Below are 13,286 nucleotides of genomic sequence, written 5' to 3'. Positions count from 1 at the left end.
TATCAATGTTTCCAGGCAGACTATTTCTAACTGGGAAAATGGGAAATCACTACCTGATATTGTAAGCATTATAAGAATGAGTGAATTATATGATTTAAGCCTGGATGAATTATTGAAAGGAGATGCGACATTGCTTAATAAAATTGAAAGAGACATGAAAGTAGCCAAAGCTGAAAATAACGTTATCAAATTTGCATGGATATCTATCGTAAGGAAGGCCACTGAAAAAGTCCTTTTTGCGTATAAATTAACACAAAATAAAGTACATCAATCAACTTTGAGACACTGTATATAGTATGAAAAAACAGTTTTTCAGTGGCGTCCTTCAGGTGGTGAGAAGAATTGCACATCTGAGCATATCTGCTCAAAAAAGTCCTTATAGTACCAAAGAAACACTTGTTCTCTATCCCCTGATATAGTATACTGAAAAAGAACAATTAGTTCGTAAATACATATCAGTCGATATAAGAAAAAGAGTGATAAATACAATAGAATCAGACCATAATTCCAATTCAGTATTTCTGCTATATTATCACCTTGGTTATAAAATACAGAAGAAAAGTACTGAATGACGAAATATCCGAAAGAGCAAAAGAGATCTTTGAGTATATCGCACCCGGATACGGGATCGTACTGGAAGAATGGAATCACGATACAGACCATGTTCATGTGATGTTCTGCGCACAGCCAAAGACGGAACACCGTAAATTCATCAATGCCTGTAAAAGTGCCAACCACAGACTGCTGAAGCTCCTGCCTGCTCAGTGCAGGCGGGGCGCCGATTGAAACGATACGGCAGTATATAGAAAGCCAGGGTGAGAAAAATGAACCGCGCCATAAAAATAAGGATCTATCCAGATAAAGAGCAGAGAATTCAGATAGAGAAAACAATCGGCTGCAGCCGCTTTATCTATAACCAGATGCTTGCGGACAAGATCAGCTATTACCAGAAAGAAAAAAAAGATGCTCAGGAACACACCGGCCGGATATAAGAAGGAATATCCCTGGCTGAAGGAGGTGGACTCCCTTGCCCTGGCGAATGCGCAGCTGCATCTGGAAAGTGCGTTCCGGAAGTTTTTCCGGGAACCATCCTGCGGATTTCCCCGCTATAAATCAAGAAAACATTCAGGAATTTCTTATACGACCAATGCAGTAAATGGGAATATCCTTTTGCAGGATACCCATTTGAAGCTTCCAAAGATGTCTGCCGTAAAAATAAAACTTCATCGCCAGATCCCGTCAGACTGGAAACTGAAATCGGTAACGATAAGCCGTGAGTCATCCGGGAAATATTATGCAAGTCTTTTGTTCTGCTGTGAGAGCCAAACAGTGGAAAAAAGACGGGCAGAGAGATTTCTCGGGATCGATTTTGCCATGCAGGGAATGTGTGTATTTTCTACAGGAGAAAAAGCCGGGTACCCTATGTTTTACAGAAAAGCAGAGAAAAAACTTGCAAGGGAACAGAGAAAGCTTTCCCACTGTGAAAAAGGAAGCCGGAACTATCAGAAACAGAAGAAAAAGGTAGCTTTATTTCATGAAAAGATAAAGAACCAGAGAAAAGATTTCCAGCATAAGCTCAGCAGGGAGCTTGCTGAAAGATATGATGCAGTATGCGTGGAAGATCTGAATCAGCAGGGAATGTCCGGAGGGCTGCATCTTGGGAAAGGCGTGCAGGATAACGGGTATGGGCAGTTTCTGTCCATGCTGGGATACAAACTGGAAGAGCGCGGAAAACATCTTATAAAGGTAGACCGTTATTTTGCATCGAGCAAGATTTGCAGTGTATGTGGACATAAGAAAAAGGAACTGGCATTGTCGGACAGAATGTATGTCTGTGAATGTGGAAACAGGATGGATCGGGATGTGAATGCAGCAGTCAATATCCGAGAAGAAGGAAAAAGGATTTATAAAGAATGTGCCTGACGGCGCAAGAAAAAAATCCGTAACCGGATGAACATAAAAAACAAAACCGCGGGACACGTGGGGATAGCCTGTTTTAGCTTTGCCTTAAAAGGCAATCGAGCAGGAAGCCCCCACTTCAAAATCGTAAGATTTAAGTGGTGGGAGCATGTCACTTGAAAGGGACAAGCTGCGTCAGTATATTGAAAATCCATATCTTTATTCACGAGTACAGCATACGCAAACACTTCCACAGGAACAACGTGGGCTTACTATACCGGCGGAAATGAGTTCCTTGTTTCCAAAATCCAGTATTCTTTGGCAAAAAAAGGTAAATCGATATGTAACTTTTTTGCTGAGGGAAGAAGTGACAGCTGGTTTTCCCAATAATCTCTACGAACACTTATCACATATTCAGGAATCGTACCGTACCGGTGCAATCATCAGCAGCTTTTTGCTCTGTGCACAGGAAAACGGAAAAATATATGATTTTTATAAGACGTTTGTAGAAATTATATGAGGTACAATATTTGTAGTTACTGTGAAGGCACAGACCAACTGCGAATGAGTTTAAGAAGACCGAAATTCAGAGTATGATGGTGAGTTTCGGTCTTTGGATTATTTGTATGAATTTTTTCACTGCTTTGACGGTTCCCGTTTACCGCAATCATCACAAGTCTGCGGCCAGTTGATTTTCCATTCAAAATATTCATCTCTGGTAATCTCGCCGGATTTTAGTTCTTCTTTTCTAAGAGTCCATGAAACTGACTTATACAAATGTGAATGGATATCTGATTCCGAACCTTACTTATAAATCAGGTAATCAGATGGAGCAGCTTGGCAAGTATGGATTCTTACGCAGAGATTATCTGAAGAACCATCGTAATTCCCTGTATCAGGTGATGCTTTTGCAGGATACGATTGGTGAGCATCTGCTGGAAGTGGACAAGGCAGCCAGGGAACGAGAAGAAGTCATTCTGAAACAGTTAGAGGAAAAAGAGCCTTTGCCGGATAAAGAGAAAGATCAGATGGCATGGGTCAGAGCTGCCAATCAGCACAGAGCGATTGCAGAAGAGATTATCCTGAAAGAATTGATTTATGTTTAAATGAATGTGATGAGGTCGTGGAATGCGACCTCATTGTTGTATGAGAATATAAAATTGCAGTAGGCAGAACGAGAAAAATAGGGTAATATAACAATAACCTGTTGGTACGATTTTGAAATGCCAAGTTGGTATTTTAAATTATAGAAGGGAATCAATAATGAAAAAAGAAATAATAGTAGCAAATAATATTGATAACATTTACGATGAAATAAATGCATTGATCAGAGAAAAGAAAACGGATGTAAAGAAAGTTGTGAACGATGCCATTATCTCACTTAACTGGGGAATTGGGAAAAGACTTAGTGCGGAGTTCACCGGAGATAATAAGCCTGAGTATGGAAAAAAAGTTGTTGCAGAAGTCAGTAAACGTTTGGAACAGGAGTATGGTTCTGGATTTGATAAAACATCAATTTCGAGAATGATTAAATTTTATCAGGAATTTCCTGACTTCGAAAAAGTTGCGACACTGTCGCAACAATTGACCTGGTCACATTTTGTAGAGATTTTGCCAATACACGACGAGTTAAAGAGAGACTTTTATGCTGCAATGTGTATGCAAGAGAACTGGTCAGTGAGGACATTGCGTGAAAGAAAAAAATCTATGCTTTATGAACGCACTGCAATATCGAAGAAACCAGAAGAAACAATAAAAGATGAGATTGCCGAATTACGGGATGATGGAAAAATGAGTCTGGATCTTTTTTACAGAGATCCATATATGCTTGATTTTCTTGGTTTACGTGATACTTATAGTGAAAAAGATTTGGAAAATGCCATTCTTGCGGAATTAGAAAAATTTATTTTGGAAATGGGATCGGATTTTGCGTTTTTGGCAAGGCAGAAGCATTTTGTGCTGGATGGTAAAGACTATTATATGGATTTATTGTTTTATCACAGAGGTTTGAAAAGGCTGGTTCTTGTTGAGTTAAAGCTTGGAGAATTTGAACCGCAAGATAAAGGACAAGTTGAACTGTATTTGCGATGGTTGGAAAAAAATGAAAGAGTAGAAGGTGAAGAAAGTCCGGTTGCTCTTATATTATGTGCAGAAAAATCGCAGGAAACCATAGAATTAATGCAATTGGATCATGGAAATATCCATGTGGGACAGTATATGACTAAAATGCCTCCAAAAGAACTTTTAGAACAGAAGTTATCCCTTGCTATTGCAAATGCGAGAGAGCTGTTGGAACAGAGGAAAGAAGAATAAAGGTTTTCAATTTAATAATGAAATTCAGAACAGGCGTGAGTCATAAAAAATATGACTTACGTCTTTTTCTTTTTGCAGAAAGGAAGTGAGAGATAATGTCACAGATTTTTCGTGTGGAGCGAACAAAAAATTATACGGTAATGAGTAACCATCATTTTAAAAACAAGAGTCCGTCATTAAAGGCAAAGGGGGTGTTGTCTCTGATGCTGAGCCTGCCGGATAACTGGAATTATAATATCTCCATTTCGGAACTGAACCGTATCTATGAGCAGTTAGAAGAATTACCAGATTACTTGTTGGACGACTTGGACAGTTTCGTGCTTGCTCCTGTATCCGGCGACTATGTATTTTCAGAACTGGTAAACCCTGTCTTTACCAAAGATGGCGACAACCTCAAAGTCAGTGTGCCCGTAAAGTATCTGGATAACAAGTCGAAAATGACACAAATCTCACAGTATGAGCTTGTGCTTCATAAGGACGATAACTGGAAGATTGTAGGATAAGTTTGTAAAAAATGCTAAAAGAATGTCATGGTAAATAATTTATAAAAAGTTATTTACCATGACATTTATTTTTGAATCAAATATTTTTCTCCCCAATTACATAGTTCATCAAGAATGGGTGTCAGTGTTTCCCCGAATTTTGTTAAAGAATACTCTGTTTTTGGAGGAACAACTGGATAAACCTTACGGTTAATAAGTCCATCTTTTTCAAGCTCTCGAAGCTGTTGAGCTAGCATTTTATCAGTTGCTTTCGGAATTAGTTTATGAATTTCATTGTACCGTAACGTTTTGTTCATTAAATGCCATAAAATAACAGCTTTATATTTTCCACCAATAAGTTGAATGGTTGCCTCAACTGGACAGCTAAAACCACAACAATTATTTCCCATAATATCTTCACTTCCTTTTTGGGTAGTATATTACAAAATAGTGCGTTCTTGTACAAAAATACTATTTCAGATAGAATTATAGTATAGGTTGACCTAATATACAAGAATTAAGGAGATTTTAATATGTCATTATTAGATATTGCTAAGAAAAGATATTCTGTTAGAAAATATGAAGATAAACCAGTTGAAAAAGAAAAGTTAGAAAAAATACTTGCTTGTGCTCATGTTGCACCAACTGCGGCGAATTTACAGCCGGTTAAATTGTTAGTGGTACAGGACAAAGAGCGATTAAAAAGCATTGCTAAAGCTGGAAATATTTACAATGCTCCACTGGCAATTATCGTTTGTGCAGACCATTCAAAGGCATGGACAAGACCTTTCGATAATAAACAGACGACAGATATAGATGCTTCTATCTTAACAGATCATATGATGTTGCAGGCGACAGAATTAGGATTAGGAACTGTATGGGTATGCTTTTTTAAACCAGATGTAATCAAGAAAGAATTTCAGTTACCGGATAATTTAGAGCCTATCAATATTTTGGCTATCGGTTATGGAAAAGGTATTGCAGAAGATTCAGAACGTCATTCAGAAACACGTATTCCTATGGAAGAATTAGTTTCTTATGATTATTTATAAATTTGGACAGAGATTATAGGTTGGGACAAAAGGCTTGCGTCATACTCTATATAGTATGCTCCGCAAGCCCTATTTCCATATATTCTATTTTGTTGTAGCTTTAAAAAGTCGTTCTGTACCGCTAATTTCAGCTAAGACAATATCCGTCATACGTTGTAGATTGGCAACATGATACGGATTGACCTGTTTTTCCCATTCGTTCGTATCTTGTTTTTGAATACCAGAAAGATACTGCTGTAAAACTGTCATACACTTTTCCAGCAGTATCTTTCGTTCTTCTTGAAAAAGCTCATAATTACAATGGGCATATCGAACGATATTAACGGAAAAGTTGACAAAGTACATTTCTAGAAAGATGAATTGAAACACCATATTTTGATAGAATTAGGAGTCAAAAGATATGATAGGGATTAAAAAAAGAGATTATAAACAGTTACAGTTAAATATGAATCAGGGAATTAAGGGCATTTAGGGCAAAATAAGCAAAAAGAAATGTTACCGGAGCAGGAGAAATAACAAAGATAGCTGCCAGAGTACATAAAATTTTACTTTTTTACACTGACTGCCCTTTTTTATGTATCAACATTTTAGCTGATACAAATATAAGTTTTCCCGAATTTGGGAGAAAGTCAAAAATAAACATTAAGAAAGTATAACGGCATTCCGATATAACATCATGAGAAGCCTGTTCTATTATCTGAACCGGAGAAGCCAGAAGAAAAGCTATAATTGGGTAGAATTTCTAAATATGCTGGATAACAGCTATCCACTGGTAAGACCCCGGATATATGTCAATATATACGAATGATAATGTGAACGATTCGTTTCGCAAAGAGCCGGATGCGGGAAAGCCGCACGTCCGGAGTTCTGTGAGGGGTGTACGACCGTAAGGGGTGCACCTACTCGACCTATGAATCCATCAGAGGAATGAATATTAGAAAACCGGAACGAATATGCGGGGAGGCCGTATGTTCGTTCCGGTTTTTATGTTACAGAAAATTACTGTGTTATGCCAACGGCAGAGAAATCTGAAAAGTAGAACCACCGCCCGGGGTATCCAGTACAGAGATTGTTCCTTTATGAAGTGAAATGATCTCATACGCAATACACAGTCCCAGACCAAAATGCTGCCTGTTATTTCTGGCAGAATCTGCTCGGTAAAAACGCCGGAAAACAGAAGTCTTGGCAGAATCCGGAATACCGGGTCCGTTGTCTTTGACGCGGATAAGAAAGTGCGTTTTGGTCTGTGAAAGGGAAAGAATAATTTTCCCGTTTTCGGGGACATAACTGATGGCATTGTCAAGAAGGATTCCAAGCACCTGACTGATCCTTTCCGGGTCACAGGGACAGGGAGGGATTTCCTCTTCCGGAAGTTCAATGAAAAATTTCATATGGTGGTCCTGCATCAGGGGTTCATACTTTTCGTAGGTATCCAGAAGTAAAGTATCCAGTTCACAGGAAACCGGATGCATTTTCCAGGAATGGTTATCTGCATTTGACAGAGAGAGCATATCATTTATCAGGAGGGACATTCGTGTCCCTTCTTTTTCTATGACTGAAAGAAAATGTCCCTGCTCTTTCGGATCTGCCTTTTTCATGGCAGAGATTCCGGACAGGATTACTGCCAGAGGGGAGCGAAGCTCATGGGAGGCAGCAGCGATAAATTCGGTCTGTTCCTGCCTGCTTTTTTCCAGGGGAGTGATCATTCTTCCGGTAAAGAACCAGGAACAGATACTCAGAGCCAGAATTGCCAGAAAAGCTGCGCCGGAGAATGCAAGTCTCTGTAACAGAATCTTGTGTTTTACAGAATCCAGGGAATACAGGATGATCATACTGACGGTTCCGTGGCTCTTGGGGATCAGAGCAGTGGAAACATAGAAATCTTTCATCTGAAAAAAGATCCGTTTTGTCAGTTTACTGACCGCACCGGGATTGGAAAGATCAAGTGCATAGGAAGCAGCAGAGATTTCTTCTGCCTTCCGGAAAATCGTTTCATCCAGAGAATCCGTCTGTAGTTTTTTCAGATAAAGAGAATTTCCGTTGTCTCTGATATCCATGGAAATATCATAATTTTTTTCTGCCTGCAAAATCCAGTCACTGCTGATGATACTCTGCGTTTCCAGATGAGAGATACAGGAGATGGCGTTGTTCTGAAAGGTATTCCACGCATTCTGGCCTGTGCTGTTTTCTGCGATGAAATTACAGGCAGTTGTCATAATAAAAATGACGATGCCGATGATCAGAGCAGAGAAAAAAGTCATTTGAATATGAAGTCTGCGAAACATGAAATATTTACTCCTTTATGAGATTGTATGGTAATTGTATCATGAAAACCTGTAAATAATCTCTAAAAAAATTCCTGTAACCGAGTATAGAGACAATTTAGAGAAAACTCATGTATAATGAAAGATCAGGAGGATGAAAACAGATGAAAATTTTACTGATAGAGGATGACAGGGAACTGGCAGAGAGCATGAGATTTCAGCTCGAAAAAGAAGGCTATGAGACAGATATCTGCGATGACGGAGAAGAAGGGCTTTATTATATGAAAGAACGAAGCCATGATCTGGTGATCCTGGACCGGATGCTCCCGTCCATGGATGGCATCACTGTTTTGCAGGAAGCCAGAAAGAATCATGTTTCCACACCGGTGATCATGCTGACTGCACTGGGAGAATTACAGGATAAACTGACCGGACTGAAAGGCGGCGCAGATGACTATATGGTGAAGCCGTTTGCCTTCGAAGAACTTCTGGCAAGAATACAGTGCATGGTTCGAAGACCCGGAAGATGGGAGGACACGGCAGTATTATCGCTCGGAGATCTTATTTTTGATCCCGAAAGCGGCAGACTGGAAGGAAACGGAAAGGAATGTACCCTTTCCAAACGGGAAGGAGCACTTCTGGAGCTGATGCTTCGAAACGCTGGTCAGACACTTCCGAGAGAGGTGATCCTCAACCGTGTCTGGGGAGCAGACAGCGAGGTGGAGGATGGAAATCTGGATAATTATATTCATTTTCTGAGGCGAAGATTAAAAAGTGTCAGAAGTACACTGAACCTGAAAAACGTCCGGGGAATTGGATATCGGCTGGAAAATTAGAGAAAGTTTAGAGATTTGCCTGTTACAATCCATTTATCCTGAGAGGGACAGAAAGAAAATAAAAACATGGAGGTATATCCTGATATGAGAAAAATAAAAAGATGGAAACAGGGAATCGCCGTTGCCGGAGTGATCGCACTTACCGGCAGCCTGTTTGCCGGATGTGGCGGTGCAGATGGAAAAAATTCCGGAAGCAAAGGAAAAACAGGAAGCAGCAATCAGGCAGGAAATGCAGATACAGCAGATCTTGTGAATGTAAATACTGACAATTCAGATGGCAAAAAAACAAAAGATGAGAGCACAAAAGCAATGGGACGTTTTCTGGAAAATGATCTTACAGTACCTGAAAACAGCCAGTTTCTGAGAGATGTCAAAGTACTCGACTCAGGTGCATTGCGCATGGTTTATTACAGTACAGCAGATAACTGTTATTATGCAGCAGATTCTGCAGATAATGGAGAAACCTGGACGAATGGAAAAAGTCTGGAAGAACTGTTGGGGCTTAAGGAGAATCTGGGAGAATATATCAGCGTTGTCTCTGCAGCAGCGGATGGAAGTATACTTGTCGGGGCAGATCTGTCTCCTGACAGGGACAATGAAAATGCACAGACAACAGCCGACAGTGGGGAAGAGGATTCTGCGTATGACAACCTGAAAATGGAATTTTTCTATCTTTCCCCTGATGGAAATGTACAGAAAGTTGATACCGGAGATACGCTTCAGTCTTCCTATACATTTCAGGCATGTTTCACAGAGAATGGGACAGTTCTTATCGTAGATTCCGATAATGGCGTAGCAGAGATCAATCCTTCAGATGGAAGTCTGGTAAGAAGATATGAGGAAGGAATCAATGTTGATTTTATCGGAACAGCAGGAAAAATGTTGTTTACCATTCAGGATCAGACTCTTCACGGATATGATCTGGATACTGGAAAACCACTGGACAATATCAGCGCGCTTACAGAGCAGATCCAGTCTGATGAGCAGGATGTCAACTGGACAACAACCAGCAGTTTTCCGCTTATGTTCTTAAAGGGAGATGAGGATAACAGCCTTTTTTATATTGATCATACCGGTGTTTACAGATATGTTCTGGGAGGCAGCACAGTGGAACAGATAATCGATGGTTCCTTGAATTCGCTCAGTTCACCGGATACAGGAACTGTAGCATGGGGACAGGACAGCGATGGAAATTTCTATGTGGGCTGTAATGCAGGCGAGGATATCAGAATTTATTCCTATGTATATTCCAAAGATACCCCAACGACACCGGATACAGAGCTGACAGTTTATTCCCTGAAAGACAGTAACTTCATAAAACAGGCAGCAGTGCTTTTCCAGAAAAAATATCCGGATATTTATGTGAATATTGAGGCGGGAATGTCAGGAGATGATTCCGTCACAGATACGGATGCGCTGAAAGTGCTCAATACAGAGATCATGGCCGGAACAGGACCGGATGTTCTGCTGCTGGATGGAATTTCAGAGGATACCTATATAGAGAGAGGAATGCTGGAGAATTTAAGCGGGGTATTAAAAGACGAAGATATCCTGCCAAATATCAAAGATGCATATACAAAAGAGGATGGAAGCATTTATACCATGCCTGTCAAGTTCGGCATTCCGATGATAGAGGGAAATAAGGATATCATCGCCGGAATTACGGATCTGACAACAGAGGCTGATGCAGCGGAAAGCCAGAAAGACAGCTATGGAAAACTGAAATTTTTCAGCTCTTTTTCCATATCACCGTCCGGGCTGATACAGGGAACCATAGACAATAGTACACCGGCATGGATGAACGAGGACGGAACCCTCAAAGAAGATGCACTGAAAGAATATCTGGAGCAGGTAAACAGGATCTGGCAGACTCAGAAGGATGCGATAGAAGAGACAAAGAAAGCTTACCAGATGGGTGATGACTGGGCGAATTCAGATCGTTCCGGATATACAAATATTGCAGGATCGATAACGGATCTGCTTGTAAAAGTCAATACAGTGGCGGCAGGCGGTCTGCTTTCACCGGAGGGTCTGGTGTATCTGGATTCTGCAAAAAAAGTAGATCCGGATCTGGATTACAGACTTCTAAACGGACAAAGCGAGAATTGTTTCTATCCAAGGAGCATTGTGGGAATCAGTGCAAAGGCATCTGAAAAAGAAGCGGCAGAGAAGTTCGTAAAGTTCCTGTTTGAAGAGGAATCCCAGAGAGCAAGCAATGATGAAGGACTGGCTGTAAACAGCAAGGTTTATGAAGATATGGCTTACTGGAAAATGGGAAAATCCAGTGGAGATACCATTGGCTCGATCGGAGCCTCTTATGATACGGGAGATGGTAATATCAAACAGCTTGAGATGGACGAGATCATTCCGGAAGATGAAGCAATACAGAACATCATGGATCTGGGAAAAACACTTACTGTACCTGCAAAGAGTAATCAGATCATCCGAAATGCAGTAACGGAATCCGGTGAGAAATACCTCAATGGAGAAACGGGGCTGGATGATGCTGTGAAAGAGATCATGCAGGAAGTAAATCTGTATTTATCTGAATAAGCGGCTGTCTGCTGCTGATTACCCAATACTGCAAGGTAAGGGAGTTTAAGAGAATGAAGATTAATTTAAAAGAACACTTATCTTTAACAGAGAAACGGAACGCAAAATCAGATTTGCTGTTTAGTCGGAAACGAAATCGCAGAAGATGTGCAGCTTTCAGAAATACACAAAAAGGTCTGGCTTTTATTCTTCCGAGTTTTGCAGGTGTCTGCATTTTCTGGCTGGTCCCGTATGTGGATGTGATCCGCAGATCTTTTTGCGGGGCAGTGAATGGAGAATTTGTGGGGATAGAGAACTACAGGACGATATTTGCAAACAAAGCGTTTCGTCTGGCAGCAGGCAACACACTTCGGTTCTTCGGAGTGTGTGTGCCGCTGCTGGTGGTATTGTCTCTGATCATAGCAGTCCTGCTTGCAGGGCAGAAAAGATTTACGCAGATTCTGAAAAGTTTCTTTCTTCTGCCAATGGCAATCCCTGTAGCATCAGTGGTACTTCTGTGGAGACTGCTTTTTGACGATCAGGGCTTATTGAATCACCTGCTTCATATGTTATCTGTTCAGACGACTGACTGGATGAATACAGGTGCTTCTTTTTATGTACTGGTGATCAGTTATATATGGAGAAATCTTGGATATGATGTAGTGTTCTGGATGGCAGGATTGTCTGCCATTCCGGCGGCACTTTACGAGGCAGCAAAAGTGGACGGGGCAGGGGAGTGGAAATGTTTTACGAAGATCACACTCCCGAATCTGCTCCCGTCCCTTTTTACGATCGTGGTACTTTCTGTACTCAATGCATTTAAGGTTTTCCGTGAGGCATATCTGGTGGCCGGTGATTATCCGCAGGAAAAAATGTATCTGCTTCAGCATCTGTTTAACAACTGGTATAGGGACCTGTCGCTGGATAAGATGTCGGCTGCGGCAGTGGTGACCGGACTGGTGATTTTTCTGCTGATCCTGGGATTGTGGAAAGCCTGGGGGAAAGGCGGGGCAGAATGAGAAAAGTTATGCAGATATTCCGTATCAGGAAGATAGGAAGCCTGCTCCTTGTACTCCTTGCACTGGTGGCAATATTTCCGGTATTTTTTTCAGTTACAGGATCACTGATGGGGCAGAAGGAATTAAATGATCTTCTGGGGGCGGTACTGACAGCAGACAGTGGATCTGCTTCCGGTCAGGCAGTCAGTTATGTATTCTGGAGAGTACTTCCACTTTATCCGACGCTGAGATCCTATGTGAAAGTCCTGCTGGATTCTCCGGAGTTTTTTGTGATGTTCTGGAATTCCGTAAAGATTACTGTCGGAGTTCTGGCAGGGCAGATCCTGGTGGGAGTACCGGCAGCGTGGGGATTTGCCAGATATCGTTTTCCGGGAAAAAATCTGCTGTTTATGATCTATGTGGCATTGATGATGATGCCCTTTCAGGTAATGATGCTCAGTAATTATCTGGTTCTGGATCAGATGAAACTTCTGGATCATCTGTGGGGGATTATTCTTCCGGCGGCCTTTTCCACGTTTCCGGTTTTTATCATGTATCGTTTCTTTGAGAGTATTCCGGAGGCACTGATGGAATCTGCGCGGCTGGACGGGGCGGGTGAGCTGCTTATTTTTATCAGAATCGGAATCCCTCTGGGTTCTGCGGGTATCATTTCGGCACTGGTTCTGGGATTTCTGGAATACTGGAATCTGATCGAACAGCCAATGGCATTTCTGAAGACCAAAAGTCTGTGGCCGCTGTCTCTGTACCTTCCACAGATCGATATCTCCCAGACAGGAAAGGCATTTGCGGTATCTGTTCTGGTTCTGATCCCGGCAGTGATCGTTTTTCTGGCAGGGCAGGATTATCTGGAACAAGGGATCATATCCACGGCAATCAAGGAATAGAGCGA

13 protein-coding genes and 5 pseudogenes are annotated in these 13,286 nt (G+C 41.3%); 14 read left to right on the top strand and 4 right to left on the bottom strand.

What is annotated here, in order from left to right; all coding sequences use genetic code 11:
* Nucleotide 1: 1 nt before the first annotated feature.
* The 5 genes and pseudogenes from WKT11_RS01640 to WKT11_RS01620 all read left to right on the top strand — a co-directional run.
* Nucleotides 2-67, top strand: a pseudogene (locus WKT11_RS01640) (helix-turn-helix domain-containing protein); the annotation flags it as partial.
* Between the two features lie 9 nt (nucleotides 68-76).
* Complete coding sequence (locus tag WKT11_RS01635; RefSeq protein ID WP_243871181.1) at nucleotides 77-295, top strand: hypothetical protein; 219 nt, start codon at nucleotides 77-79, stop codon at nucleotides 293-295.
* 193 nt (nucleotides 296-488) lie between these two features.
* A pseudogene (gene tnpA, locus WKT11_RS01630) lies at nucleotides 489-862 on the top strand (IS200/IS605 family transposase).
* Nucleotides 825-992: a helix-turn-helix domain-containing protein gene (locus WKT11_RS01625; protein ID WP_118419849.1), complete on the top strand. Its 168-nt coding sequence runs from the start codon at nucleotides 825-827 to the stop codon at nucleotides 990-992. Before tnpA ends, WKT11_RS01625 begins: the two are co-directional and overlap by 38 nt.
* On the top strand, nucleotides 964-1,923 hold the full coding sequence (locus WKT11_RS01620) for an RNA-guided endonuclease InsQ/TnpB family protein (RefSeq protein WP_118419850.1): 960 nt from the start codon (nucleotides 964-966) through the stop codon (nucleotides 1,921-1,923). Before WKT11_RS01625 ends, WKT11_RS01620 begins: the two co-directional genes overlap by 29 nt.
* 612 nt (nucleotides 1,924-2,535) lie before the next feature.
* Here WKT11_RS01620 and WKT11_RS01615 read toward each other — a convergent pair.
* Nucleotides 2,536-2,658, bottom strand: a pseudogene (locus WKT11_RS01615) (helix-turn-helix domain-containing protein); the annotation flags it as partial.
* On the opposite strand from WKT11_RS01615, the gene WKT11_RS01610 reads away from it, so the two are divergent.
* The 4 genes and pseudogenes from WKT11_RS01610 to WKT11_RS01600 all read left to right on the top strand — a co-directional run.
* Nucleotides 2,658-3,005 (top strand): TnpV protein, encoded by a 348-nt coding sequence (locus WKT11_RS01610; RefSeq protein ID WP_117676347.1) that lies wholly within the window; start codon nucleotides 2,658-2,660, stop codon nucleotides 3,003-3,005. The pseudogene WKT11_RS01615 and the gene WKT11_RS01610 overlap by 1 nt on opposite strands.
* A 157-nt stretch (nucleotides 3,006-3,162) precedes the next feature.
* Complete coding sequence (locus WKT11_RS01605; protein WP_118411555.1) at nucleotides 3,163-4,212, top strand: PDDEXK nuclease domain-containing protein; 1,050 nt, start codon at nucleotides 3,163-3,165, stop codon at nucleotides 4,210-4,212.
* Between the two features lie 95 nt (nucleotides 4,213-4,307).
* Nucleotides 4,308-4,496: pseudogene (locus WKT11_RS19920) on the top strand (helix-turn-helix domain-containing protein); the annotation flags it as partial.
* A gap of 33 nt (nucleotides 4,497-4,529) precedes the next feature.
* A pseudogene (locus tag WKT11_RS01600) lies at nucleotides 4,530-4,715 on the top strand (conjugal transfer protein); the annotation flags it as partial.
* Nucleotides 4,716-4,780: 65 nt separating this feature from the next.
* Here WKT11_RS01600 and WKT11_RS01595 read toward each other — a convergent pair.
* Nucleotides 4,781-5,104 (bottom strand): winged helix-turn-helix transcriptional regulator, encoded by a 324-nt coding sequence (locus tag WKT11_RS01595; protein ID WP_340281991.1) that lies wholly within the window; start codon nucleotides 5,102-5,104, stop codon nucleotides 4,781-4,783.
* Nucleotides 5,105-5,227: 123 nt separating this feature from the next.
* Here WKT11_RS01595 and WKT11_RS01590 point away from each other — a divergent pair, with 123 nt between their 5' ends.
* The gene (locus tag WKT11_RS01590) at nucleotides 5,228-5,746 is read left to right on the top strand and encodes a nitroreductase family protein (protein ID WP_025579184.1); all 519 of its coding nucleotides are present in this window, start codon (nucleotides 5,228-5,230) and stop codon (nucleotides 5,744-5,746) included.
* 84 nt (nucleotides 5,747-5,830) lie between these two features.
* Here the strand turns inward: WKT11_RS01590 and WKT11_RS01585 are convergent, their stop codons facing one another.
* Together WKT11_RS01585 and WKT11_RS01580 are read right to left on the bottom strand one after the other, a co-directional pair.
* Nucleotides 5,831-5,995 carry a hypothetical protein gene (locus WKT11_RS01585; RefSeq protein ID WP_226825030.1) on the bottom strand — a complete coding sequence of 55 codons (165 nt, stop codon included), beginning with the start codon at nucleotides 5,993-5,995 and terminating at the stop codon, nucleotides 5,831-5,833.
* A 758-nt stretch (nucleotides 5,996-6,753) separates the two neighbouring features.
* Nucleotides 6,754-8,031 carry a sensor histidine kinase gene (locus tag WKT11_RS01580; RefSeq protein WP_118609746.1) on the bottom strand — a complete coding sequence of 426 codons (1,278 nt, stop codon included), beginning with the start codon at nucleotides 8,029-8,031 and terminating at the stop codon, nucleotides 6,754-6,756.
* Nucleotides 8,032-8,174: 143 nt separating this feature from the next.
* Here WKT11_RS01580 and WKT11_RS01575 point away from each other — a divergent pair, with 143 nt between their 5' ends.
* From WKT11_RS01575 to WKT11_RS01560, 4 genes are all read left to right on the top strand, one after another.
* Nucleotides 8,175-8,846, top strand: a complete 672-nt coding sequence (locus WKT11_RS01575) for a response regulator transcription factor (RefSeq protein WP_117676345.1) — start codon at nucleotides 8,175-8,177, stop codon at nucleotides 8,844-8,846.
* A gap of 84 nt (nucleotides 8,847-8,930) precedes the next feature.
* Nucleotides 8,931-11,399: an extracellular solute-binding protein gene (locus WKT11_RS01570; RefSeq protein ID WP_340281984.1), complete on the top strand. Its 2,469-nt coding sequence runs from the start codon at nucleotides 8,931-8,933 to the stop codon at nucleotides 11,397-11,399.
* Nucleotides 11,400-11,452: 53 nt separating this feature from the next.
* Nucleotides 11,453-12,397, top strand: a complete 945-nt coding sequence (locus tag WKT11_RS01565) for a carbohydrate ABC transporter permease (RefSeq protein WP_340281982.1) — start codon at nucleotides 11,453-11,455, stop codon at nucleotides 12,395-12,397.
* The gene (locus WKT11_RS01560; protein ID WP_242859357.1) at nucleotides 12,394-13,281 is read left to right on the top strand and encodes a carbohydrate ABC transporter permease; all 888 of its coding nucleotides are present in this window, start codon (nucleotides 12,394-12,396) and stop codon (nucleotides 13,279-13,281) included. The genes WKT11_RS01565 and WKT11_RS01560 overlap by 4 nt, the downstream gene beginning before the upstream one ends.
* Nucleotides 13,282-13,286: the final 5 nt, after the last annotated feature.

The sequence above is a fragment of the Blautia sp. HCN-1074 genome (genome assembly GCF_037890165.1).
Lineage (GTDB): Bacteria > Bacillota > Clostridia > Lachnospirales > Lachnospiraceae > Blautia_A.
Note: the sequence above shows the minus strand (reverse complement) of the source record. Positions and strands in the feature narration are given on the sequence as shown.